General features: G+C 65.5%; 24 protein-coding genes. 11 read left to right on the forward strand and 13 right to left on the reverse strand.

Annotated features, from left to right (window positions below; all coding sequences use genetic code 11):
* Window positions 1-23: 23 nt before the first annotated feature.
* A complete protein-coding gene (locus N7422_RS12875; RefSeq protein WP_279806896.1) occupies window positions 24-509 on the reverse strand; it encodes a twin-arginine translocation pathway signal protein in 486 nt (161 codons plus the stop codon).
* Window positions 510-522: 13 nt separating this feature from the next.
* Window positions 523-1,953 (reverse strand): coniferyl aldehyde dehydrogenase, encoded by a 1,431-nt coding sequence (locus N7422_RS12880; protein ID WP_279806897.1) that lies wholly within the window; start codon window positions 1,951-1,953, stop codon window positions 523-525.
* A 145-nt stretch (window positions 1,954-2,098) separates the two neighbouring features.
* On the opposite strand from N7422_RS12880, the gene N7422_RS12885 reads away from it, so the two are divergent.
* Window positions 2,099-2,764 carry a TetR/AcrR family transcriptional regulator gene (locus tag N7422_RS12885; protein ID WP_279806898.1) on the forward strand — a complete coding sequence of 222 codons (666 nt, stop codon included), beginning with the start codon at window positions 2,099-2,101 and terminating at the stop codon, window positions 2,762-2,764.
* A 35-nt stretch (window positions 2,765-2,799) separates the two neighbouring features.
* Window positions 2,800-3,654 (forward strand): sulfurtransferase, encoded by an 855-nt coding sequence (locus N7422_RS12890; RefSeq protein ID WP_279806899.1) that lies wholly within the window; start codon window positions 2,800-2,802, stop codon window positions 3,652-3,654.
* 13 nt (window positions 3,655-3,667) lie between these two features.
* Here the strand turns inward: N7422_RS12890 and N7422_RS12895 are convergent, their stop codons facing one another.
* From N7422_RS12895 to N7422_RS12920, 6 genes are all read right to left on the reverse strand, one after another.
* The gene (locus N7422_RS12895; RefSeq protein WP_279806900.1) at window positions 3,668-4,660 is read right to left on the reverse strand and encodes a hydrolase; all 993 of its coding nucleotides are present in this window, start codon (window positions 4,658-4,660) and stop codon (window positions 3,668-3,670) included.
* A 60-nt stretch (window positions 4,661-4,720) separates the two neighbouring features.
* Complete coding sequence (locus tag N7422_RS12900) at window positions 4,721-6,076, reverse strand: pitrilysin family protein (protein ID WP_279806901.1); 1,356 nt, start codon at window positions 6,074-6,076, stop codon at window positions 4,721-4,723.
* Window positions 6,069-7,358 carry a pitrilysin family protein gene (locus N7422_RS12905; RefSeq protein ID WP_279806902.1) on the reverse strand — a complete coding sequence of 430 codons (1,290 nt, stop codon included), beginning with the start codon at window positions 7,356-7,358 and terminating at the stop codon, window positions 6,069-6,071. Before N7422_RS12905 ends, N7422_RS12900 begins: the two co-directional genes overlap by 8 nt.
* Window positions 7,359-7,437: 79 nt before the next feature.
* Complete coding sequence (gene rsmD, locus N7422_RS12910) at window positions 7,438-8,040, reverse strand: 16S rRNA (guanine(966)-N(2))-methyltransferase RsmD (RefSeq protein ID WP_279806903.1); 603 nt, start codon at window positions 8,038-8,040, stop codon at window positions 7,438-7,440.
* On the reverse strand, window positions 8,040-9,533 hold the full coding sequence (locus N7422_RS12915; RefSeq protein ID WP_279806904.1) for a pitrilysin family protein: 1,494 nt from the start codon (window positions 9,531-9,533) through the stop codon (window positions 8,040-8,042). The genes rsmD and N7422_RS12915 overlap by 1 nt, the downstream gene beginning before the upstream one ends.
* Window positions 9,526-10,881 carry a pitrilysin family protein gene (locus N7422_RS12920; protein WP_279806905.1) on the reverse strand — a complete coding sequence of 452 codons (1,356 nt, stop codon included), beginning with the start codon at window positions 10,879-10,881 and terminating at the stop codon, window positions 9,526-9,528. Before N7422_RS12920 ends, N7422_RS12915 begins: the two co-directional genes overlap by 8 nt.
* 234 nt (window positions 10,882-11,115) lie before the next feature.
* On the opposite strand from N7422_RS12920, the gene ftsY reads away from it, so the two are divergent.
* The 4 genes from ftsY to rpoH all read left to right on the forward strand — a co-directional run bounded on the left by ftsY (window position 11,116) and on the right by rpoH (window position 15,360).
* Window positions 11,116-12,702, forward strand: coding sequence for a signal recognition particle-docking protein FtsY (ftsY, locus tag N7422_RS12925; RefSeq protein ID WP_279806906.1), 1,587 nt, complete (start codon window positions 11,116-11,118; stop codon window positions 12,700-12,702).
* Complete coding sequence (ftsE, locus tag N7422_RS12930) at window positions 12,699-13,370, forward strand: cell division ATP-binding protein FtsE (protein WP_011531723.1); 672 nt, start codon at window positions 12,699-12,701, stop codon at window positions 13,368-13,370. The genes ftsY and ftsE overlap by 4 nt, the downstream gene beginning before the upstream one ends.
* Entirely contained in the window at window positions 13,367-14,395 is a 1,029-nt protein-coding gene (gene ftsX, locus N7422_RS12935; RefSeq protein WP_279806907.1) for a permease-like cell division protein FtsX, read from the forward strand. The genes ftsE and ftsX overlap by 4 nt, the downstream gene beginning before the upstream one ends.
* 110 nt (window positions 14,396-14,505) lie before the next feature.
* Window positions 14,506-15,360: an RNA polymerase sigma factor RpoH gene (rpoH, locus tag N7422_RS12940; protein WP_279806908.1), complete on the forward strand. Its 855-nt coding sequence runs from the start codon at window positions 14,506-14,508 to the stop codon at window positions 15,358-15,360.
* Window positions 15,361-15,450: 90 nt separating this feature from the next.
* Here the strand turns inward: rpoH and mtgA are convergent, their stop codons facing one another.
* Window positions 15,451-16,161 (reverse strand): monofunctional biosynthetic peptidoglycan transglycosylase, encoded by a 711-nt coding sequence (gene mtgA, locus N7422_RS12945; protein ID WP_279806909.1) that lies wholly within the window; start codon window positions 16,159-16,161, stop codon window positions 15,451-15,453.
* 64 nt (window positions 16,162-16,225) lie between these two features.
* Between mtgA and N7422_RS12950 the strand changes: the two genes are divergently transcribed.
* The 5 genes from N7422_RS12950 to N7422_RS12970 all read left to right on the forward strand — a co-directional run bounded on the left by N7422_RS12950 (window position 16,226) and on the right by N7422_RS12970 (window position 19,064).
* On the forward strand, window positions 16,226-16,597 hold the full coding sequence (locus N7422_RS12950; RefSeq protein WP_279806910.1) for a DUF423 domain-containing protein: 372 nt from the start codon (window positions 16,226-16,228) through the stop codon (window positions 16,595-16,597).
* Between the two features lie 102 nt (window positions 16,598-16,699).
* Entirely contained in the window at window positions 16,700-16,900 is a 201-nt protein-coding gene (thiS, locus tag N7422_RS12955) for a sulfur carrier protein ThiS (protein WP_279806911.1), read from the forward strand.
* Window positions 16,901-16,953: 53 nt separating this feature from the next.
* On the forward strand, window positions 16,954-17,766 hold the full coding sequence (locus tag N7422_RS12960; protein ID WP_279806912.1) for a thiazole synthase: 813 nt from the start codon (window positions 16,954-16,956) through the stop codon (window positions 17,764-17,766).
* A gap of 9 nt (window positions 17,767-17,775) precedes the next feature.
* Complete coding sequence (gene trmB / locus N7422_RS12965; protein WP_279806913.1) at window positions 17,776-18,498, forward strand: tRNA (guanosine(46)-N7)-methyltransferase TrmB; 723 nt, start codon at window positions 17,776-17,778, stop codon at window positions 18,496-18,498.
* Window positions 18,499-18,893: 395 nt separating this feature from the next.
* Window positions 18,894-19,064 carry a hypothetical protein gene (locus tag N7422_RS12970; RefSeq protein WP_279806914.1) on the forward strand — a complete coding sequence of 57 codons (171 nt, stop codon included), beginning with the start codon at window positions 18,894-18,896 and terminating at the stop codon, window positions 19,062-19,064.
* Between the two features lie 68 nt (window positions 19,065-19,132).
* Here N7422_RS12970 and N7422_RS12975 read toward each other — a convergent pair whose 3' ends face one another.
* From N7422_RS12975 to N7422_RS12990, 4 genes are read right to left on the reverse strand one after another with little or no spacing between them, the layout of a single operon-like run.
* A complete protein-coding gene (locus N7422_RS12975; protein WP_011531731.1) occupies window positions 19,133-19,459 on the reverse strand; it encodes a DUF3392 family protein in 327 nt (108 codons plus the stop codon).
* A 9-nt stretch (window positions 19,460-19,468) separates the two neighbouring features.
* On the reverse strand, window positions 19,469-20,647 hold the full coding sequence (hemW, locus tag N7422_RS12980) for a radical SAM family heme chaperone HemW (protein WP_279806915.1): 1,179 nt from the start codon (window positions 20,645-20,647) through the stop codon (window positions 19,469-19,471).
* Complete coding sequence (gene rdgB, locus N7422_RS12985) at window positions 20,644-21,240, reverse strand: RdgB/HAM1 family non-canonical purine NTP pyrophosphatase (protein ID WP_279806916.1); 597 nt, start codon at window positions 21,238-21,240, stop codon at window positions 20,644-20,646. The genes hemW and rdgB overlap by 4 nt, the downstream gene beginning before the upstream one ends.
* Complete coding sequence (locus tag N7422_RS12990) at window positions 21,237-21,671, reverse strand: DUF4426 domain-containing protein (RefSeq protein ID WP_279806917.1); 435 nt, start codon at window positions 21,669-21,671, stop codon at window positions 21,237-21,239. Before N7422_RS12990 ends, rdgB begins: the two co-directional genes overlap by 4 nt.

Here is a 21,671-nt window from a genome sequence, read left to right on the forward strand (position 1 = left end):
CTCCCACAGGGGCATGCGCTGTGTCAGATCTTCGGTGGCCCTGGATAGCCGCAGGCCGTCCAGGACTCGGGGCGTTCGTACCAGGCCATCAGCAGCAGCTGCAGCAGCGAGGCATGCCCCTGGCGCAGCAGGTTCAGCGAGCTGTCGCGCCAGCGTTCGAGGAAACCCTCCACTTCGGCGCTGCTGGCGCTGGCCCAGCCGCCCCAGACGCCGGTCAACGGCCCTCGGGTCAAGGGCAGGGTGAGCACGTCGAACAATTGCCGGGTCAGCTTGAGCATCGCCGGCGACAGGGCCGCCAGCTTGTGGTCGAGGCTTTGCAGCACCCCCTCCGTGGAAGCCTGGGTGCCCGCCAGGATCACGGGAACCAGGGCCTGCAACAGTGGCAGGTCGTCATCGCGCAGGACCTGATAGCCAGGCGAGGCCACCTGCTTCGAGCAGCCGAGCAGGCTGGTGGTACCGAGGAACAGGCTGGCGCCCAGGCTGAACCTGAGCAGATCGCGGCGCTGCATGCAGTACCTGCTCTCAGCGGATGAACAGTTTGCAGACCAGGCGCTGCAAGGCTTTGCCATAGGGCGGGTAGATCACCTTGGCGGCATTGAAACGCTGCTTGGCCAGCACGGCCTTGGCCTTGCTGAAGGTCAGGAAGCCCTCGTGACCATGGTAGTGGCCCATGCCGGACGGGCCGATGCCACCGAACGGCAGGTCGTCCTGGGCCACATGCAGCAGGGTGTCGTTGAGGCAGGCACCGCCGGAATGGGTGTCGCGCAGCACCCGTGCCTGTTCCTCGCGGTCGTAGCCGAAGTAGTAGAGCGCCAGGGGGCGAGGGCGCTGGTTGACGTAGGCCAGGGCGTCGTCCAGGCGGTCGTAGGGCACCAGGGGCAGCAACGGGCCGAAGATCTCGTCCTGCATCACCTGCATGCTGTCGTTCACATCCCACAGCAGGTGCGGCGGCAGGTGCCTGCCTTGGCGCGGTTCGTCGGGATACAGGTCGAGCACCTGGGCGCCGTGCTCGCGGGCGTCTTCCAGCAGGTGGTTGAGGCGGCCGAGCTGGCGCTCGTTGATGATCGCGCTGTAGTCGGGGTTGTCGGTGAGGCGTGGGTAGAAGCGGTGCACGGCGCGCCGGTAGGCGTCGGCGAAGGCGGCCAGGCGCTCGCGGGGCACCAGCACGTAGTCGGGTGCGACGCAGGTCTGGCCGGCGTTGAGGGTCTTACCGAAGGCGATGCGTTCGGCGGCGGTGTCCAGGGGGACGTCGCTGGAGACGATGGCCGGTGATTTTCCGCCCAGCTCCAGGGTCACCGGGGTGAGGTTCTGCGCCGCGGCCAACATCACATGGCGCCCGACGCTGGTGGCGCCGGTGAACAGCAGGTGGTCGAACGGCAAACGGGCAAAGGCCTGGCCGACCTCCACCTCGCCCAGCACGACACTGACCAGGTCGCTGGGGAACACGCGTTCGATCAGGTTCTTGAGCGCCTGGCCGCTGGCCGGGGTGGACTCGCTGAGCTTGAGCATTACCCGGTTGCCGGCGGCGAGGGCGCCGGTCAGCGGACCGATGGCGAGGAACAGCGGGTAGTTCCACGGCACGATGACGCCCACCACGCCCAGTGGTTGGTACTGCACCCGTGCGCTGGCCGGCTGGAAGGCCAGGCCGACCTTGCGGCGCGATGCCCGCATCCAGCGCCCCAGCTGTTTTTCGGCATCGCGCAAACCCATGACCGACGGCATCAGCTCGGCGATCGAGGTCTCGTCGCGGCTGCGTCCGCTGAAATCGGCATCGATGCTGGCGATCAGCGTTTCCTGGTCCGCCAGCAGCGCCTCGCGCAGGCTCTTGAGCCACTGCCGGCGTTGCGCCGCCGAGGGCATGGGGTTGCTGGCGAACGCCTGGCGCTGGGCGTCGAACGCCGCCTGCAGATCGAGGTCGGATTGTACGGGCGGGAGAACGGCAGGCGAGGTCATGGCGGCTCCGGGTGTGAAGAATGTGTAGAGCATATACTCTAATTGGCACGATGGTGCATTCTATTTCACGCAGCCGGCGGTGCACCCGACGAGCCGGAGGCCGTAAGATGAGCCGGATCATTCAAGCTGGAGACTGGAGCTGAGCATGGCCCCGCGCATGAAGACCCGAGAGCGCATCGTGCAGAGCAGCCTGGAGCTGTTCAACCAGCAGGGCGAGCGTTGCGTCAGCACCAACCACATTGCCGCGCACATGGAGATCTCGCCCGGCAACCTGTACTACCACTTCCCCAACAAGCAGGCGATCATCGCCCTGTTGTTCAGCCAGTACGAAGAACTGGTGGACAGCTTTTTGCGCCCGCCCCAGGGCCGCGTCGCCACCGTCGAGGACAAGCGCTTCTACTTGAAGGCGCTGCTGGCGGCGATGTGGAACTACCGTTTCCTGCACCGCGACCTCGAGCACCTGCTCGAAAGCGATCCGGAACTGGCCGCCCGCTACCGGCGTTTTTCCCGGCGCTGTCTGCAGCAGGGGCAGGCGATCTACCGCGGCTTCGTCGAGGCCGGCATCCTGGCCATGGATGCCGCGCAGATCGAGTCACTGACCATCAATGCCTGGATCGTGCTGACCTCCTGGGTGCGCTTTCTCAGCACCACCCGTGAGCACTCCGCGCATCTGGGTGAAGAAGCGTTCATGCGCGGCGTCTACCAGGTACTGGTGCTGGAACTGGGCTTCGTCACGCCCTCCGCGCGCGGTGCCGTGGACACCCTCTGCAACGAATTCCACGTACCGTTCAACCAGGCCCTGGAGCATTGATCCAGGGCCTTCGAGTCACTTGTCAGGAGATTGTCATGCCCCTTGCGCAACTGATCACCCCGCAACAGCTGGCCGAACGCCTGGATGCACCCGGCCTGGTGATTCTCGATTGTCGCTTCGCCCTGGAAGATGTCGACTACGGCCAACGCAGCTATGCCGAGGGGCATATCGCCGGGGCGCACTTCGCCGATCTGGAACGCGACCTGAGCGGCCTGGTGGTCAAGGGCCGTACCGGGCGTCATCCGCTGCCGGATCCGCAGCGGCTGGTGGAGCGCCTGCGCGAATGGGGCGTGGACAATGACAGTCAGGTGGTGCTCTACGACGACGGTCCAGGCGCCTTCGCCGCCCGTGCCTGGTGGCTGCTGGCCTGGCTGGGCAAGCGCGAGGCGGTGTTCATCCTCGATGGCGGCCTCAAGGCCTGGCACGCGGCGCACCTGCCGTTGAGCCTGGACCCGCCAGTGCGCCGCGAAGGCAACTTCAGCGGTGAGCCGGACATGAAGCTGCTGATTGACGCCGGACACCTGGGCAAGCGTCTGGGCGATCCTGCGTTGACCTTGATCGATGCCCGGGGGCTGCCGCGCTTTCGTGGCGAAGTCGAACCCATCGACCCGGTGGCTGGGCATATACCTGGCGCCCAGTGCGCGGCGTTCACCGACAACCTTGGGGCCGACGGGCGGTTCCTGCCGGCCGATCAGCTCAGGCAACGGTTCGCCGAAAAACTGGCGGGGCGTTCGCCCGAGCAACTGGTGGCGTATTGCGGCTCGGGTGTGACGGCCTGCCACAACCTGTTCGCGCTGGCACTGGCGGGGTATCCGCTGGGTCGGTTGTATGCCGGGTCGTGGAGTGAGTGGATCAATGATCCACGGCGTGGCGTGGCTATTGGCGATTGAGGCCGACCGGTTTTCAGCCCTGGTCGAGCAGCCACTGCGGGATCCGTCGTTCCAGGTAATACCCTGGATTGCGCAGGCTACCGTCGACGAATCCCACGTGCCCGCCGCGACGGTGCAGCTCGAATTGCGTCAGCGGCGCCAGCTCGTCCGGCGTCGGCAGGCTATGCCCGAACACGAACGGATCATCGCTGGAGTGGATGATCAACGTCGGCGTGCGGTTCTCACCCAGGTAATAGCGGCTGGACGCGCGGCGGTAATAGTCATTTGCGTCGCTGAAACCGTTGAGTGGCGCGGTGACCTTGCCGTCGAAGTCCCAGAAGGTGCGCAGGTTGCGCAGCGAACCCAGGCGCTCGATCGCGGCCAGGCCTTCGTGGTGGCCGTTGTCATGGAAGTGCCGTTGCTTGTCTTGCACGTAGGCCAGCATCTCGCGCATGAAATGCGCCTGGTAGATCTTCGAGAAGCCCAGGCCGATGCGATCGGCGCACTGGTCCAGGCGAAAGGGCACCGAAACCGCCACCGCCGCTTCCAGCTGGCTGGCCGAGCCGCTTTCTCCCAGGTACTTGAGCAGCACGTTGCCGCCCAGCGAGTAGCCCACCGCATACAGCGGCGCCAGCGGCCGCTGGGCGCGCAGATGGCGGATGATCTCGGCCAGGTCTTCGCTGGCGCCGGAATGGTAGCTGCGCGCCAACAGGTTCGGTTCGCCCGAACAGCCGCGCCAGTTCGCCGCGACGCTCGCCCAGCCGCGCGCCTGCAGGGCGTGCTGCAGGCCTTTGACATAAGGCGAACTGGACGAACCGGTCAGCCCGTGCAGCACCAGCACCAGGGGGCTGTCCGGCTGATGCGGGCCGTGCCAGTCGAGATCGAGGAAGTCGCCGTCGGCCAGCCACAGGCGCTCGCGATCGCGCGCCAAGGCCGGGAGTTTGCGCCAGAGCGGGCCCCATAACGTCTGCAGGTGGGGGTTGGACAGGCCGATGGCCGGGCGGAAGGTGGCGGTGAGACTGGGCATGCTGGGCGACTCGTGATGTGCCTGCCTAGAGTGCCATGAAACATCGTCACTGCAAGTGCGCTATTGGTCGGGCAGCGCCTGCTGCTTGACCGCAGGCCCCGTGCTGGCCTTGACCATGCGTTGTGGCGACAGGCAGCGAGCCAGCGCGTCACGCAGGCTCTGGGTGGTCAGGTTGCGCAGCCGTACCCAGCGCTCCGACAGGGCTCGAGCGGGGTCGGCGGAGAACCGGGCGGTTTCGTTCAACTCGTGGGCGAGTGAGGCATTGCTCGCGGACTGCTTGAGCCACTGGCTGGCGATCGCTTCCTGAGCAAGGCTGAGCTCCGACGTGTCGGGGCCTGTGTCGATGAATTCGTCAATGACCTGTCCGGCCAGTGCCAGCGAGGCCTGGACCAGCTCTGGGGCGATGTCCCACTGCACCATGAACAGCTCGGAAAGGCTGTGGCGGATGATACCGCCGCGCACGGAGTAGCTTGTCCCGTGCCTGCCTCGCAGCGCCTTTGCCAAGCGCGACTGCGAGCCTTCGGCAAGGATGTGGATAGCCGCCATCAGGGCCGGCCGGTCGCCTCCTTCTGCGTGAACGGGCAGGGCCAGCCCAGCCCAGCAACTTGTGCCGCTCATCTGGACATGGGCGGATTGGGCGAGGTTGGGCGCGGGGCGATCCAGCCCGCAGCTGAAGCCCTCTCGGGGCAGGACATGGCTGATTTCGAGGGCAAGACGTTCGGCTTGCGCGCGAGACAGGTCGCCTACCAGCGTGATGCACAGGTTCTGCGCTGAATAGGCGCGCTGATGAAAATCCAGGACCTGCTGCGCGCCGATTCCGCTTATGCCCTGCACGGTGCCCCCCAGGTAGTGGGTGGCGTAAGGATGCAGGCCATGGAGTTGCTCGAAGAGCTTCTGCCTCAAGGCAAAAATGGGGTGGTCTTGGCGCATGGTCAGCGTGTCGCGCCATTTCTGCCTGGCGCTTTGCAGTTGTTCGGGGGCCAGCAAAGGGCGCCCGACGATGTCGGTCAGCAGGTCCACGGCCCTGTCGCGCACGTCGGCCGACGACAGGCAGCGCAGCGACAGCGTGCTGTACTCCGCCCGCACGAATCGGGAAAACTCGCAGCCCAGGGCCTCCAGTTCATCGGTGATCTGCTGCCCGGTGAAGCGCAGGGTCCCTTGGGCGATCAGTTCCAGGGTGACTGCCGCCAGGCCCGGGTGGAGGCCATCGTGCGCGCTGCCGGCGTCGAAGCGCAGCCTGAGGTCCAGCATGGGCAGGTGGCTGGCTTGCACGAACAGGACCTTGCTGCCGGCCGGGGTGAGCCACTGCTGAATATCGGGCTTTGCCTCGGGGATCGCGGGGAGGCCGCTGGTGGGGAGGGTCGTCAGGCCGCCGAAGCCCTGCGTCTGGCCTTGGATGGTGGAAAGCTCAAGCATGTGAGGTGGGCTCCTGCTGCAGGGCCATGACGCTGGAGGCGGCCGCTGTCAGGCATGTGCTGGCTGCCTGCCGCATGTCCTGGACGGTCAAGGTGCGAATGACGCTGCCGCGCTCGGGCATCTGCGCGGGGTCCAGGCCGCTGCTCGCGTACAGGCCGAGGTGCCAGGCCTGGGCGACACGGCTGTCCTGGTCGAACACTTCCCTGGCCAGCATCCGGACCTTGGTCCGTTCCAGCTCGGCGGTGTCGAGTGACGATTGCCGGAAGTGCTCGATCTGTTGCTTGACCATGCCGAGGGCGCGTTCGCCGTCACTGTCGCGGTTGAGCAGGCCATACACCGTGAACAGGCTGTCGCCCCGTTGCATCGGGTTGTAGTCACACCTCACGGCCGACAGGATGGCGCTGTTCTGCACGAGCACTCGATTCAGCCGGCTCATGAGGATTTCACGCAGCGACAGCAGTGAGAACGCCTGGCTTGCCTGCTTCGCCGTTGCCAGGCTCGGTACCGGGAAAGCGAGCGCAAGCCCGGGTTTGAGTAGCGGGTGTTCGAGGGTCAAGCGCCGCTCGCTGGAGGGTCTGGCCAGCACCGGTATCCGTCTGGAGGGCAGGTCGGCTCGGGCGATACCCGAGAACTGCCGTTGCACCAGCGACCGCAGCTCTTCGAGCCCGATGGCGCCGACGACCATCAGCGAGGCATTGTTGGGCTGGTACCAGGTGTCGTACCAGTGGCGCACATCCCCCGGTTGCAGGCGAGCCAGGTCTCCGGCATGACCGATCACCGGGGTCGCGTAGCCATTGTCGCCGTAGGCGCACTGGCGGATGCGCTCGAGGGCGATCTGGGTGGCGTTGCTGTCGATCTGGCTGCTGCGTTCGGCCTTGATGACGCTCATGGCCTTGAAAAATTCCGCCTCGCCAAGCGTGGCGCTGTGCATGGAGTCGGCCAGGATCTCCAGCGCGGTCTCCAGGCGGGTGACTGGCAGGCTCATCTCGAACACGGTGCTGTCTGCCGTCGTATAGGCATCCGGCGTGGCACCCAGGCGGGCGATGGCGTACTGGTACTGGCTGGGCGAAAGTTTGCCGCTGCCCTGAAACATCAGATGCTCCAGGGCGTGGGACAGTCCGGACTTGCCCTGTGCTTCGTCACTGGCGCCAATGTGGTACCAGAGCTGCGCGGTGACCAGGGGCGCGCGAGGGTCGTTGCGCAGGCAGACGTGCAGACCGTTGGCGAGCCTGAACTGCTGCACGGGCGCAGCGGCAGGCGAGGAGGGGAAGGGGGTGGGCATGGCTGAAGGGCTCCTCTGCGGGAAAGGGGCGCAGCTTCAGCCATGGGATACGGCCATCGGTGTTACTTAGGTCTGCCGCTCAGCCGCGCTGCCACAGCGCGTAATGCACCTGGCCGGTCTTCTTCTCGCGGTGCAGGCGCCAGTTGCCGGGCATCGCCAGCGTTGAAGGCGCGGCTTCGCTTTCGGTGTAGATCCACGCCTGCTCGCGCAGCCACTGACCCTGCTCCAGCAAGTTGCAGGTGTTGGCCAGCAGCTCCTGGTGGAACGGCGGGTCGAGGAACACCATATCGAATTGCTGCTTGGCCGGACCTTGCAGGTAGCGCAGGGCGTCGGTCTGCAGGATCTGCCCACGCGGGCAGCGCAGCAGTTCGAGGTTGTGCTTGAGGTTGGCGATGGCTGCCGGGTTGCTGTCCAGTGCCACGGCGTTTTCGGCGCCGCGCGACAGCGCTTCGAGCACCAGGGCGCCGCTGCCGGTGAAGGCATCGAGCACCAGGGCGCCTTCGATGTACGGCGCCAGCCAGTTGAACAGGGTTTCACGCACGCGATCGGGCGTCGGTCGCAGGCCTTCGCCTTCCGGCACGGCCAGGCGACGGCTGCGCCACTCGCCGGCGATGATGCGCAGCTGGCCTGGGCCCTTGCTGGTGCCCGGGGCCGGGCGCGCTGGGGTAGTGGGTCTTGCCATTAGTGCTCCGGTACGCCGAGCGGCTGCTCGGCGGGTTTGTCAGTGGGGGCCGGCAGCGGCTGCTGCGCCACCTTCGGGCCGACGGTGACGATCACCAGCTGGTCCGCCGCGAGGTGCTTGCTCATGGCCGCCTTGACCTGCTCGACGGTCAGCGCCTGGGACTGCTGCATGAAGTCTTCCAGCCAGCTCAGCGGCAGGTTGTAGAAGCCGATCGCGCCCAGCTGCCCGACGATGCTGGCGTTGCTGGCATTGGACAGCGGGAAGCTGCCGGCCAGTTCACGCTTGGCGTCGTCCAGCTCTTGCTGGGTCGGGCCACTCTTCAGGTACTCGGCGAGAATGTCCTGGACCAGCTTGAGCGTGCCCTCGCTGAGTTCGGCGCGGGTCTGCAGGTTGATCATGAACGGGCCGCGTACCTGCATCGGGCTGAATACCGAGTACACGCCATAGGTCAGGCCGCGCTTCTCACGGACCTCGCTCATCAGGCGGGTGCCGAAGGCGCCGCCGCCGAGGATCTGGTTGCCCAGCGACAGCGCCGGCCAGTCCGGATCGTTGCGGTCGATGCCCAGCTCGGCCAGCATCAGGTGGGTCTGCTTGGACGGGAAGTCGACATGGGTCACGCCTGGCTTGGGCGCGGCAGGCTGCTCAGGCTTGGCCAATGCCGGGCCCTTGGGCAGGCCGGCGGAAACCTGGGCGGCGATGGCCTCGGCCTCGGCGCGGCTGAGGTCGCCGACCAGGGCGATCACCGCGTTGCCCGCGGCATAGGCCTTGCCATGGAAGGTACGCAGCTGCTCGAGGGTGATCCCGGGGATGGTCTCGGCGGTGCCGTCGCTGGGGTGGGCGTAGGGGTGGCTGCCGTAAAGATTGGCGAACAGGGTCTTGCCGGCGATCTTGCCCGGGCTCTGTTTCTCGTACTCGAAACCGGCCAGCAGCTGATTCTTGATGCGCTTGAGGGCATCTTCGGGGAAGGTCGGCCTGCCCACCACCTCGGTGAACAGCTTCAGGGCCGGATCGCGCTTGTCCACCGCGCTGAGGCTGCGCAGCGAGGCCACGGCCATGTCGCGGTATGAGCCATTGCCGAAATCGGCGCCCAGACCTTCGAAACCTTCGGCGATGGCGGTGACGTCCTTGCCGGCCACGCCCTCGTTGAGCATGGCGTTGGTCAGCGTGGCCAGGCCTGGGGTGCCGCCGTCCTGGCTGCTGCCAGCGGCGAAGGTCAGGCGCAGGTCGAACATCGGCAGCTCGTGGGCCTCGACGAACAGCACGCGGGTGCCTTCGGCGGTGGTCCAGTCCTGGATGTTCAGCTGGCGCCGGCTGGGCGCCTTGCCGTCCAGTTCGGCCAGCGATTGCAGGGTGTTGGCCGGGCGGGCCGCGGTGCCCGGCTGGCTTTCACTGTCGGATTGGGCCGGACGCGCCAGCAACAGGGCAAGGCCCACCACCAGCACGATGATCGCCAGACCGAACAGGGTGTAGCGCGGTGCGCTGCGATCACTCATGAGCGGACTCCTCGGGCAGTACATGGGCAACGCTCAGGCGTTCGCGGGTGAAGTAGGTGCGGGCGGCGGCCTGGATGTCCTCAGGCGTCACGCGCTTGAGGTCGTCGAGCTCGCTGTCGATCAGCTTCCAGGAAAGGCCGACGGTTTCCAGCTGGCCGATGGTGGTGGCCTGGCTGCTGATGGAGTCGCGGTCGTAGACCAGGCCGGCGATCACCTGGGCACGTACGCGCTCCAGTTCTTCGGCGGTGGGCGGTGTGGTCTTGAGCTCGTCGAGCAGTTGCCAGATGCCTTTCTCCACCTCGGCCAAGGTCTTGTGCTTCTGCACATTGGGGGTGGCCGAGATCATGAACAGGCTGTCGCCGCGGGTGAAGGCGTTGTAGCTGGACGAGGCCCCGGCGACCAACTCCTGGCCACGCTCCAGGCGCGCCGGCATGCGGGCGCTGTAGCCGCCGTCGAGCAGGGCCGAGATCAGGCGCAGGGCGTTGACGCTGCGCGGCTCCTTGGCGGTGGCCAGGGCCGGGACGTTGAAGCCGTAGATCAGGCTGGGCAGCTGCGTGCGCAGGTGCAGGGTGAGCTGGCGCTGGCCCGGTTCGGCCAGCTCCAGCGGCAGCTTGCTCGGCGGCACGGCGCGTTTGGGGATGGGGCCGAAGTATTTCTGGGCGAGAGCCTTGACCTCGTCGGGCTTGACGTCGCCGACCACCACCAGGGTGGCGTTGTTGGGCGCGTACCAGGATTGGTACCAGTGCCGCAGTTCCTCGACCTTCATGCGTTCGAGATCGGCCATCCAGCCGATGGTCGGGGTATGGTAGCCGCTGGCCGGATAGGCCATGGCGCGGAACAGTTCGAAGGCCTTGGCGTTCGGCTGGTCGTCGGTGCGCAGGCGGCGCTCTTCCTTGATCACCTCGATTTCCCGGCTGAACTCGTCGGCCGGCAGGCGCAGGCTGGCCAGGCGATCGGCTTCGAGCTCGAAGGCCACCGGCAGGCGGTCGCGGGCCAGCACCTGGTAGTAGGCGGTGTAGTCGTCGCTGGTGAAGGCGTTCTCCTCGGCGCCGAGGTCGCGCAGGATGCGCGAGGCCTCGCCGGGGCCGAGCTTGGCGCTGCCCTTGAACATCATGTGTTCCAGGGCGTGGGACAGGCCGGTCTGGCCGGGCGTCTCGTAGCTGGAACCGACCTTGTACCAGATCTGCGAGACCACCACGGGCGCGCGATGGTCCTCGCGCACGACCACTTTCAGGCCGTTGTCGAGGATGAATTCGTGGGTGGGTTGCACATCGGCGGCGAAGGCCGCCAGCGGCAGGCACAGCGTGCCGAGCAACAGGCCAGCGGCGCGGCGGGCTAGAGCATTCATACGGTGTTCAACCTGTTCGGCGGCCCGCTTGGGTTTAGCGTCGGCGGGCCAGGAGGTGCTAGGATACTGATCCGGTTGCCTGGCGACCATGCCTGTCGCCGTTCTGGCCCGCAGGCCCATACGACAAAATGCTGCGCATGAACCCGCTGGCCTCCCGGCAGTCTGTTCTGCGTGAGTCAAGAATTCCCGATGCGCCACTGCTGGCCCATCGCTACCCTGAGATAGCCGTCTTCCATGTTTGGTTCCAACGACGACAAAAAAGCGCCGGCCGCGGCTGGCGAGAAGAAAGGCCTGTTCAGCTGGTTCCGCAAGAAGCCGGAGCAACCTGTCGCCGAACAGCCGCACGCCCCTCAACCGCCCGTCGAGGCGCCGGTGGTACAGCAGCCTCCCGTCGAGCAGCCCGCTCCGCTGGCCGAGGCACCCCAGCCTGCGCCGGCAAGCGTGCAGATCGAGCCTGAGCCGGTTGCTGCGCAGGCGGTGCAGCCCACCCAAGTGGTCGAAGCAACTCGGCCCGTGCCGATGGAAGCCCCGGTCGAGCCTGCCCCGGTGGCCGAGGCTGAGCCCGTTGTTCATGTACAAGCCCCGCAGCCCCCTGTGGGAGCGGGCTTGCTCGCGAATGCGGCTGACCTGCCGACAGTCGAGGTCGAGCCAACGCCAGCTACCCCCGTGAGCAACCTGGTGCTGCCGGTTGCGGAAGAGCCGGTTGCACTGGTGCCGGACCTCGAACCCAAGGCGCCGCCGGTCATCCCCGAGCGTCCGGCCCCTGAGATGGTGGTCCCCGAGCCTGCACCGGTGGTGGTTGCCCCTGTGGTCGAGCCTGAGCCCGCAGCGCCTGACGCTTCCGTTCCGACTGTCGTGGAACCCGACCCCGTCGTCGCCGAGCCCGCCAAGCAAGGCTTCTTTGCCCGCCTCAAGCAGGGCTTGTCCAAGACCAGCGCCAGCATCGGCGAGGGCATGGCCAGCCTGTTCCTTGGCAAGAAAGTCATCGACGACGACCTGCTCGACGAGATCGAGACCCGCCTGCTGACCGCCGACGTCGGTGTCGAGGCGACCTCGACCATCGTCCAGAACCTCACGCAGAAGGTCGCCCGCAAGCAGTTGGCCGACGCCGACGCGCTGTACAAGTCGCTGCAGGATGAGCTGGCCGCGCTGCTGCGTCCGGTCGAGCAGCCGTTGAAGATCGAGGCCCAGAGCAAGCCCTACGTGATCCTGGTGGTCGGCGTGAACGGCGCCGGCAAGACCACCACCATCGGCAAGCTGGCCAAGAAGCTGCAGCTCGAAGGCAAGAAGGTCATGCTCGCCGCCGGCGACACCTTCCGCGCTGCGGCGGTGGAGCAGTTGCAGGTGTGGGGCGAGCGCAACCAGATCCCGGTGATCGCCCAGCACACTGGCGCCGACTCGGCTTCGGTGATCTTCGACGCCGTGCAGGCCGCCAAGGCCCGTGGCGTCGATGTGCTGATCGCCGATACCGCCGGTCGTCTGCACACCAAGGACAACCTGATGGAAGAGCTGAAGAAGGTTCGTCGGGTGATCGGCAAACTTGACGCCGAGGCACCGCACGAGGTGCTGTTGGTACTCGATGCCGGCACCGGGCAGAACGCCATCAGCCAGGCCAAGTACTTCAACCAGAGCGTCGAACTGACCGGCCTGGCCCTGACCAAGCTGGACGGCACCGCCAAGGGTGGCGTCATCTTCGCCCTGGCCAAGCAGTTCAACATCCCGATCCGCTTCATTGGTGTGGGCGAAGGTATCGACGACCTGCGCACCTTCGAGGCCGAACCCTTCGTCAAGGCGCTGTTCGCCGAGCGGGAACCTTCATGATCCGATTCGAACAGGTAGCCAAGCGCTATCCCAATGGCCATGTCGGCCTGCACGAACTGAGCTTCCGGGCGCGTCGTGGCGAGTTCCTGTTCGTCACCGGTCACTCCGGCGCCGGCAAGAGCACCCTGCTGCGCCTGCTGCTGGCCATGGAGCGTCCGACCAGCGGCAAGCTGCTGCTGGCCGGGCAGGACCTGGGCCAGATCAGCAACGCGCAGATTCCGTTCCTGCGGCGCCAGATCGGCGTGGTGTTCCAGAACCACCAACTGCTGTTCGATCGCACCGTGTTCAACAACATCGCGCTGCCGTTGCAGATCCTCGGGCTGTCCAAGGCCGAGATCGCCAAGCGCGTGGACTCGGCGCTGGAGCGCGTGTCGCTGAGCGACAAGGGCGAGCTGTTCCCGGCCGACCTGTCCACCGGCCAGCAGCAGCGGGTCGGCATCGCCCGCGCCATCGTCCACCAGCCGGCCCTGCTGCTGGCGGACGAACCCACCGGTAACCTCGACCCACGCCTGGCCGCCGAGATCATGGGCGTGTTCGAGGACATCAACCGCCTGGGCACCACCGTTTTGATCGCCAGTCACGACCTGGCGCTGATCGCGCGCATGCGCCACCGCATGCTGACGCTGCAACGCGGCCGCTTGATCGGCGATGGGGAGGCCGGGCAATGAGCACCACACGTACACCAAAGGTTTCCGAGCGCGTCGCGCCCAAGGCTGCCGATCCGCAGCAGCCCAGGAAAAAGCGCGGCGATCATGACGACGATGGCCCGGATTTTCGCACCTTGCTGCATGCCTGGCTGGAAAGCCACCGTGCCAGCCTGGCCGACAGCCTGCGTCGCCTGGGCAAGCAACCGATCGGCAGCTTCTTCACCTGCCTGGTGATGGCCGTGGCGCTGAGCATGCCCATGGGCCTGTCGCTGTTGTTGAAGAACGTCGAGAAGCTCGGCGGTTCGTGGCAGCGCGCGGCGCAGATTTCGCTCTATCTCAAGCTGGACGCCAGCAGCCGCGACGGCGAGGCCCTGCGCGACGAGATCAAGGGCATGCCAGGGGTTGCCGAGGCGCAATACGTCAGCCGCGAGCAGGCGTTGGAAGAGTTCCAGCAGCAGTCCGGGCTGGGCGAGGCCTTGCGCGAGTTGCCGGACAACCCGCTGCCGGGCGTGGTGGTAGTGACCCCGACCGAAGTCGACAAGCCGGCCCTCGAGGCGCTGCGCCAGCGTCTGTCCGAGCTGCCACGGGTCGAGGTGGCGCAGCTGGACCTGCTGTGGGTCGAGCGTCTGGCGGCGATACTCAAGCTGGGTGATCGTTTCGTCTTCGGTCTGGCGGTAATGCTGATTTCCGCGCTGCTGTTAGTAATCGGCAACACAATTCGTCTACATATTGAAAACCGCCGGGTGGAGATCGAAGTGATCAAGCTCGTCGGCGGCACCGACAGCTACGTGCGCCGGCCTTTCCTCTATATGGGCGCGCTCTATGGGCTGGGTGCCGGCGTGCTGGCCTGGGGCATCCTGGCGTTTGGCCTGAACTGGCTCAACGACGCGGTGGTCGGGCTTTCCGGCCTGTACGGCAGCGATTTCGCCCTGGGTGGCGTTCCTGCCTCGGACGGTCTGTCACTCTTGATCGGCGCGGTGCTGTTGGGGTATATCGGTGCATGGATCGCGGTCGCTCGTCACTTGAACGAGCTGGCGCCGCGATAATGTTTCTTGGCCAGTATTGACAAATTTTTCATCATGGAACTTGTACAACGGTTTCTTGTCTATGCTGGCAATGCCCAAAAGGCATGAGTCTGTAAGCCGGAGGTACTTGAATGACCAATTCGTTGCAACCTGCCTATGCCCTGGTTCCCGGTGCAAACCTGGAAGCCTATGTGCACACGGTGAACAGCATTCCCCTGCTGACACCGGAGCAGGAGCGTGAACTGGCCGAGCGTCTCTACTACGAGCAGGATCTCGAGGCCGCTCGGCAAATGGTGATGGCCCACCTGCGTTTCGTTGTTCACATCGCCCGTAGCTATGCAGGCTACGGGCTGGCCCAGGCCGACCTGGTCCAGGAAGGCAACGTCGGCCTGATGAAGGCGGTAAAGCGTTTCAACCCGGAAATGGGCGTGCGTCTGGTGTCCTTCGCGGTGCACTGGATCAAGGCCGAGATCCATGAGTTCATCCTGCGCAACTGGCGCATCGTCAAGGTGGCTACCACCAAGGCCCAGCGCAAGTTGTTCTTCAACCTGCGCAGCCAGAAGAAGCGCCTGGCCTGGCTGAACAACGACGAAGTGCATCGCGTGGCCGAAAGCCTTGGCGTCGAGCCCCGTGAAGTGCGGGAGATGGAAAGCCGGTTGAGCGGTCAGGACATGGCCTTCGACCCGGCGGCGGAAGCCGACGACGACAGCGCCTTCCAGTCGCCTGCGCATTACCTGGAAGACCACCGTTACGACCCGGCCGTGCAGCTGGAGGACGCTGATTGGAGCGACAACTCCACCAGCAACCTGCATGAAGCGCTGCAAGGCCTGGATGATCGCAGTCGCGATATCCTCTACCAGCGCTGGCTGGCCGAGGAAAAGGCCACGCTGCATGAGCTGGCGGAAAAGTACAGCGTATCGGCTGAGCGCATTCGTCAGCTGGAGAAGAACGCGATGAACAAGGTCAAGGCACTGATTACGATCTGATCGGCGCCCTGACTGGAGTGAAAAAGCCGCTGCTCTCGTAAGAGGCAGCGGCTTTTTTGTGTGCGGCGTGGCGGGGCGTGGGAGCGGGCCTCAAAGCCTGCGCGAAGCATCCAGCTGCATCAGGTAGCTCGGCCCACCCAGCTGGCTCATCTGCCGGCGAATCCACCCCGCCCGGCTGGCTACATAGGCGCTCGGCCGGCTGGCGCTCCACTTGATCGGGCTGGGCAGCACCGCCGCGAGCTGTGCGGCCTGTTGTCGCGTCAGGCGGCTGGCATCGACGCCGAAGTGATAGCGCGCCGCTGCCTGGGCGCCGAACACGCCCTTGCCCCACTCGGCGCTGTTCAGATAGACCTCGAGAATCCGCTCCTTCGACCAGAACAGTTCGATCAGCGCGGTGAACCAGGCTTCAAGCCCCTTGCGCAGCCAGCTGCGCCCGGACCACAGGAACAGATTCTTGGCCACCTGCTGGGTCAGCGTGCTGGCGCCGCGGACCTTGCCGCCGCGCTCGTTGTAGGCCAGTGCCGCCTGGATCGCGGGGATGTCGAAACCCCAGTGGCTGGCGAACTTCTGGTCCTCGCCGGCGATCACCGCCACCTTGAGCTCGTCGGAAATGTCCTTCCACGGCGTCCAGTCGCGCTGCAGGTCGATGGGCTCGCCACTGAACCACGACTCCACCTTGCGCTCGACCATCAGCGCCGTCCCGGGTGGCGGCACCCAGCGCAGCACCAGCACCACGGCAATGCTGCCGGCAGCGAACCAGAGCAGGGCGCGGTAGAGGTGGCGGAGGAGGGATGACAGCATGGTGATGGCTTGGCCGGACCGTTGGAACGGGCCATTATACAGACCCCTCCCGAGGAGTCGTCCCATGCTTCGCAGCTTCCTGATGCTCGCCGCGTTCTTCGGCTTTACCGGCGTAGCGCTCGGCGCCTTCGCCGCCCATGGCCTCAAGAGCCGACTCAGCGCCGATTACCTGGCAATCTTCCACACCGGGGTCACTTATCAACTGGTGCATGCCCTGGCGATCCTGGGTGTGGCCGTGTTGTCGGTGCACCTGCCCGGACGCCTGGTGGGCTGGGCCGGTGGTCTGTTCGCGACAGGGATCGTGCTGTTCTCCGGTAGCCTCTACGTGTTGACCCTCAGCGGCCTGGGCAAGCTCGGCATGATCACGCCCATTGGTGGCGCGTGCTTCCTCGCCGGCTGGCTGTGCCTGGGCCTGGCCGCCTGGCGCCTGGGCTGACCGGTCGGTCCACAATCGCGACTAATGGCGCGCGCCGCCCTTGGGTTGCGGGGCTGATCGGGGCTAGAATGCGGGCCCCAAAGAACAATGGTGGCCGTGCGCATGCGCATTCAACTGAACGGTGAACCTTACGAACTGCCCGAGGGCGAGAGCGTCGCGGCGCTGCTGGGCCGACTGGAACTGGCCGGTCGCCGGGTGGCGGTGGAACTGAACCTGGACATCGTGCCGCGCAGCCAGCACGAGAGCACGCAATTGAGCGACGGCGACCAGGTCGAAGTGGTTCATGCCATTGGCGGTGGTTGAGCGCGTTCCGCCGATTCACCCGAAAGCCCCGTAACCTTTCCAGAGGAACATCGATGAGCAACGTTCGAAGCGACAAGCCTTTCGTCCTGGCCGGGCGCACTTTCCAGTCGCGCCTGCTGGTCGGCACCGGCAAGTACCGTGATATGGAAGAAACCCGCCTGGCCACAGAGGCCTCGGGTGCCGAGATCGTCACCGTAGCCGTGCGTCGTACCAACCTCGGCCAGAATGCGGGCGAGCCGAACCTGCTCGACGTGCTGTCGCCCGACAAGTACACCATCCTGCCGAACACCGCAGGCTGCTTCGATGCAGTCGAAGCGGTACGTACCTGCCGCCTGGCCCGTGAACTGCTCGATGGCTACAAGTCCCACGAGAGCCGGACGCTGGTGAAGCTGGAAGTGCTGGCCGACCAGAAGACCCTGTTCCCCAACGTGATCGAAACGCTCAAGGCCGCCGAAGTGCTGGTCAAGGACGGTTTCGACGTGATGGTCTATACCAGCGACGACCCGATCATCGCCCGTCAACTGGCCGAAGTCGGCTGCATCGCGGTCATGCCGCTGGCCGGCTTGATCGGCACCGGTCTGGGGATCTGCAACCCGTACAACCTGCAGATCATCCTGGAAGAGTCCAAGGTGCCGGTGCTGGTCGATGCTGGTGTGGGCACCGCTTCCGACGCCACCATCGCCATGGAAATGGGCTGCGAGGCCGTGCTGATGAACTCGGCCATCGCCCACGCCCAGCAGCCGGTCCTGATGGCCGAGGCCATGAAGCACGCCATCGTTGCCGGCCGCATGGCATACCTCGCCGGACGTATGCCGAAGAAACTCTATGCCAGCGCGTCCTCGCCGCTGGAAGGTCTGATCAAGTAAGAGCCCCTGATGACTGAATCGCAAGAAACGCCGATCCCCGAAGACGGCGAAGCCCGTCCGCACCGCCGCATCAAGAGCTTCGTGATGCGCGCCGGGCGCATGACCGAAGGCCAGCAACGCGGCCTGGACCAGGGCGGTCCGCTGTTCATCCTGCCGCTGGCCGACAGCCCGGTGGACTACGACCAGGTGTTCGGCCGCTCGGCGCCGCGCACCCTGGAGATCGGCTTCGGCATGGGCCACTCGCTGCTGGAGATGGCCGCCGCCGCTCCTGAGCTGGATTTCATCGGTGTCGAAGTGCACCGTCCAGGTGTCGGCGCGCTGCTCAACGGCGTGCTGACCCAGGGCCTGAAGAACCTGCGGGTGTACGACTGCGACGCCATCGAGGTGCTCAACCGCTGCGTGGCCGACAATAGCCTCGATCGCCTGATGCTGTTCTTCCCAGATCCGTGGCACAAGGCCCGTCACCACAAGCGCCGCATCGTTCAGCCGGCTTTTGCCGAGCTGGTGCGCAGCAAGCTGAAAGTGGGTGGCGTGTTCCATATGGCCACTGATTGGGAGCCCTATGCCGAGCACATGCTTGAAGTCATGAACGTGGCACCGGGGTATCGCAACCAGGCGGCTGATGGCACCTATGTGCCACGCCCGGAAGAGCGTCCGATCACCAAGTTCGAGCGCCGTGGTGAGCGCCTTGGGCATGGGGTGTGGGACCTGAAGTTCGAGAAGGTGGACTGAGCGGAGTTCGTTCGGCGCTGCCCTTCAAGCCTGCGAAATTGCAGGTACAAAAAAACCGCCTTGAGAAGGGCGGTTTTTTTTTGCGGGCTTCGGGTTACGAATCCTCAGCCTGCGCATTTCAAGCGTCACTGGAGACCACCCACAAACGCGATACTAGGAGTACTTGTGGAGTGCGTCAATCACGGAAATATCAGGCATCAAGTGTGACTGAGCAGGTAACAGCCTTGAATCTTTCGCTGTCGTAAGATTGCCCCGCTCTCATGGGGGCATTTCCAGTGGCGGGCCGGGAAACGAATTCGTTCTGTTGTCTCGGCCCCTTCGACGCGGCTTACGAACCGCGCCGGCAGAGTTTCGAAGGGCCATCCACCTAGCCACTTCACTGGAGACCACCCTACATGATCTCCGAAGGCGCCGAAGTGCCGGTCAGGCGCTGGAAGATTGGCCCAGCCAACACGGAGGCCAAGGCATATGAAGCGTTTGCTGACTACGCTGAGCCGCGTCTGGAAGCTGATCCGGATCCTGATCGTTTTCAGGTCCGTCAGGGACTTCCTGCGCGATCACTTTGACGATGCCCGCTAAGGGTTAGTCGGGTGAGGGGCCGTCCTGGCTCGCCAGGGCGGCTTTTAGCAAGCGCTCATCCCCGCCGATCGGCCACCACGCCAATCAGCACCAGCACCACCAGCAGCACCGGCGCCAGTGCATAGTTGTTGAACTGTCCCAGCCCCTTGACGATCCACGGCGTCGCATAGATCAGTGCCGCGCCGCTGCCGATCATCACCAGCAGCGCCATGAACGGCACGCGCAGGGCTCCGGCCAAGCCACCCAGGCGTCCTTCCACCCAGCCCTTGATATCGGTGCCGAACAGCACCAGCAAGCAGCCCACCAGGGCCAGCGAGATCTCCGACAGGTTGCTGCGGCTCCAGCGGGAAACGGTCGAGAGCAGGTCAAGTACCAGGTCCATGGGTCATCCTTAATTCAAGAAGTACTGCAGCAGGTCGTTGAGGAACAGCTGGCCGCGCGGCGTTGCCGCCAGTCGATCCGGTTCGACCCGCAAAAGGCCTTTTCGTTCGGCCTCGCGGCGGGCTTCGGCAAGTTGCGCCAGGGGCAGGCCGGTACGCAGGCTGAACAGCTCGGCCTCCACGCCATCGGTGAGGCGCAGCGCGTTCATCAGGAACTCGAAAGGTAGCTCATCGGCCGGGAGCAGCTTCTCGCCGGCCTTGAAGGGCTTGGCCGGGTTCAGGTAATCCTTGGGCAGGCGGGTCTTCCAGGTGCGCAGGATGCGCCCGTCCGGGAACGACAGCTTGCCATGGGCGCCGGCCCCGATGCCGATGAAGTCGCCGAAGCGCCAGTAGTTCAGGTTGTGCCGTGCGGCACGACCGGCCTGGGCGTAGGCCGACACTTCGTACTGCCGATAGCCGTGCTCGCTCATCAGCGTCTGGCCGGCCTCCTGGATGTCCCAGAGAATATCGTCCTCGGGCAGCTCCGGTGGTTGGCTCCAGAACACCGTGTTCGGCTCCAGCGTCAGCTGGTACCAGGACAGGTGCGTCGGCCCCAGGTCGATGGCCTGGCGCAGGTCGCCCAGCGCATCGTCCAGCGATTGGTCCGGCAGGCCGTGCATCAGGTCGAGGTTGAAGTTGTCGAAGCCGGCCGCGCGGGCCATGCCGGCGGCGCGAACCGCTTCATCACCGTTGTGGATGCGCCCCAGCTTCTCCAGTTTGGCCGGCTGGAAGCTCTGCACGCCGATGGACAGGCGGTTGATGCCAGTCTGCCGGTAGGCCTTGAATTTTTCCTGCTCGAAGGTGCCGGGGTTGGCCTCGAGGGTGATCTCGATATCCGGGGCGAACGGGATGCGTTGCTCGACACCGCGCAGCAGTCGGCCAAGCGCATCCGCGCTGAACAGGCTGGGCGTGCCACCGCCGAAGAAGATCGTGCTGATGGGGCGGCCCTGGACGGCAGGCAGTTCCTGGTCGAGGTCGGCGAGCAGGGCATCGACGTATTCGGCTTCCGGCAGCGTCGGGCCGGCCTGGTGCGAGTTGAAGTCGCAATAGGGGCATTTGCGCACGCACCAGGGGATATGGATATACAGCGACAGCGGCGGGAGTTCGGGGAGAATCAGGCCCGCCGGCTGCAAGGACAGCTTGTCGGTCATGCCAGGCCCAGACGTTGACGCAGCAGGGCCATGGCGCGGGCGCGGTGGCTGAGCTGGTTCTTTTCGAGCGGGGCAAGGTCGGCACTGGAGCAGTTGCGCTCCGGGACCCAGAACAGCGGGTCGTAGCCGAAGCCGTGCTCGCCGCTGGCCTCGAACAGGATGCTACCGTGCCACAGGCCTTCACAGAGGATCGGCAGCGGATCGTCGGCATGTCGCACCAACGCCAGCACACAGACGAACTGCGCGCCACGCTGCTCTTCTGGCACGTCCTTGAGCGCTTCGAGCAGCTTGGCGTTGTTCGCCGCATCGCCCTTGCCGTCGGCGTAGCGGGCCGAGTAGATGCCCGGCGCGCCGCCGAGGAAGTCCACCGCCAGCCCCGAATCGTCCGCCAGCGCCGGCATGCCGGAGATACGCGCGGCATTGCGGGCCTTGAGGATGGCGTTCTCGACGAACGACAGGCCGGTCTCTTCCGGTTCCACCTGGCTGAATTCGCCGATCGAACGCAGGTGCACGGACTCGCCGAGCATGGCCTGAAGTTCCTTGAGTTTGCCGGCGTTGTGGCTGGCCAATACGAGTTGCGTGAGGTTCATCATTCGCCTGGGAACACTTCCTGGTTGAAGCTGAGTGGGTGGCTGACACCGCCGGTTTCGATGTTGAGGTCGAAGGTCAGTGTTTCGGCCTGTTCGATCTTGAACTGGGCGATGTAGTACACCGCGCCCTGGTCGGTGATCTGCTTGAACGACAGCGGATTGCTGCGTCCGGTGAGGTCCTTCACGGTGCCGCTGACCACCGCCATGCCCGGTTTGCCGGCCTTGAGCACGGCGATGTTGAGCACGCCCTGGTTCTTGCTGCGGGTGAGGCCCGTGGCGGCGGCGATGTCTGGCTGCAGCATGCTCGAGGTGAAGGCGCTGTAATGGACCGTCACGTCGCCGAAGTCCTGCTTGCGTTCGGGCCTGGCGGCATCGGCAGCCAGCACCGGCAAGGCCAGGCACAGGCTGATCAGAAACAGTGCTAGTCGACGCAT

Origin of the sequence: Pseudomonas sp. GD04091, from assembly GCF_029836165.1 — a bacterium.
In the GTDB taxonomy this organism is placed as follows: domain Bacteria; phylum Pseudomonadota; class Gammaproteobacteria; order Pseudomonadales; family Pseudomonadaceae; genus Aquipseudomonas.

Coding starts and splice junctions, on each gene's coding strand:
- N7422_RS12875 (WP_279806896.1), bottom strand. CDS start 509: ATGCAGCGCCGCGATCTGCTCAGGTTCAGCCTGGGCGCCAGCCTGTTC.
- N7422_RS12990 (WP_279806917.1), bottom strand. CDS start 21,671: ATGCGTCGACTAGCACTGTTTCTGATCAGCCTGTGCCTGGCCTTGCCG.
- N7422_RS12960 (WP_279806912.1), top strand. CDS start 16,954: ATGAGCAACGTTCGAAGCGACAAGCCTTTCGTCCTGGCCGGGCGCACT.
- N7422_RS12890 (WP_279806899.1), top strand. CDS start 2,800: ATGCCCCTTGCGCAACTGATCACCCCGCAACAGCTGGCCGAACGCCTG.
- N7422_RS12895 (WP_279806900.1), bottom strand. CDS start 4,660: ATGCCCAGTCTCACCGCCACCTTCCGCCCGGCCATCGGCCTGTCCAAC.
- rdgB (WP_279806916.1), bottom strand. CDS start 21,240: ATGATGAACCTCACGCAACTCGTATTGGCCAGCCACAACGCCGGCAAA.
- N7422_RS12905 (WP_279806902.1), bottom strand. CDS start 7,358: ATGCCCACCCCCTTCCCCTCCTCGCCTGCCGCTGCGCCCGTGCAGCAG.
- N7422_RS12970 (WP_279806914.1), top strand. CDS start 18,894: ATGATCTCCGAAGGCGCCGAAGTGCCGGTCAGGCGCTGGAAGATTGGC.
- hemW (WP_279806915.1), bottom strand. CDS start 20,647: ATGACCGACAAGCTGTCCTTGCAGCCGGCGGGCCTGATTCTCCCCGAA.
- ftsY (WP_279806906.1), top strand. CDS start 11,116: ATGTTTGGTTCCAACGACGACAAAAAAGCGCCGGCCGCGGCTGGCGAG.
- thiS (WP_279806911.1), top strand. CDS start 16,700: ATGCGCATTCAACTGAACGGTGAACCTTACGAACTGCCCGAGGGCGAG.
- mtgA (WP_279806909.1), bottom strand. CDS start 16,161: ATGCTGTCATCCCTCCTCCGCCACCTCTACCGCGCCCTGCTCTGGTTC.
- ftsX (WP_279806907.1), top strand. CDS start 13,367: ATGAGCACCACACGTACACCAAAGGTTTCCGAGCGCGTCGCGCCCAAG.
- N7422_RS12950 (WP_279806910.1), top strand. CDS start 16,226: ATGCTTCGCAGCTTCCTGATGCTCGCCGCGTTCTTCGGCTTTACCGGC.
- N7422_RS12915 (WP_279806904.1), bottom strand. CDS start 9,533: ATGAGTGATCGCAGCGCACCGCGCTACACCCTGTTCGGTCTGGCGATC.
- ftsE (WP_011531723.1), top strand. CDS start 12,699: ATGATCCGATTCGAACAGGTAGCCAAGCGCTATCCCAATGGCCATGTC.
- N7422_RS12885 (WP_279806898.1), top strand. CDS start 2,099: ATGGCCCCGCGCATGAAGACCCGAGAGCGCATCGTGCAGAGCAGCCTG.
- rpoH (WP_279806908.1), top strand. CDS start 14,506: ATGACCAATTCGTTGCAACCTGCCTATGCCCTGGTTCCCGGTGCAAAC.
- N7422_RS12880 (WP_279806897.1), bottom strand. CDS start 1,953: ATGACCTCGCCTGCCGTTCTCCCGCCCGTACAATCCGACCTCGATCTG.
- trmB (WP_279806913.1), top strand. CDS start 17,776: ATGACTGAATCGCAAGAAACGCCGATCCCCGAAGACGGCGAAGCCCGT.
- N7422_RS12900 (WP_279806901.1), bottom strand. CDS start 6,076: ATGCTTGAGCTTTCCACCATCCAAGGCCAGACGCAGGGCTTCGGCGGC.
- rsmD (WP_279806903.1), bottom strand. CDS start 8,040: ATGGCAAGACCCACTACCCCAGCGCGCCCGGCCCCGGGCACCAGCAAG.
- N7422_RS12975 (WP_011531731.1), bottom strand. CDS start 19,459: ATGGACCTGGTACTTGACCTGCTCTCGACCGTTTCCCGCTGGAGCCGC.
- N7422_RS12920 (WP_279806905.1), bottom strand. CDS start 10,881: ATGAATGCTCTAGCCCGCCGCGCCGCTGGCCTGTTGCTCGGCACGCTG.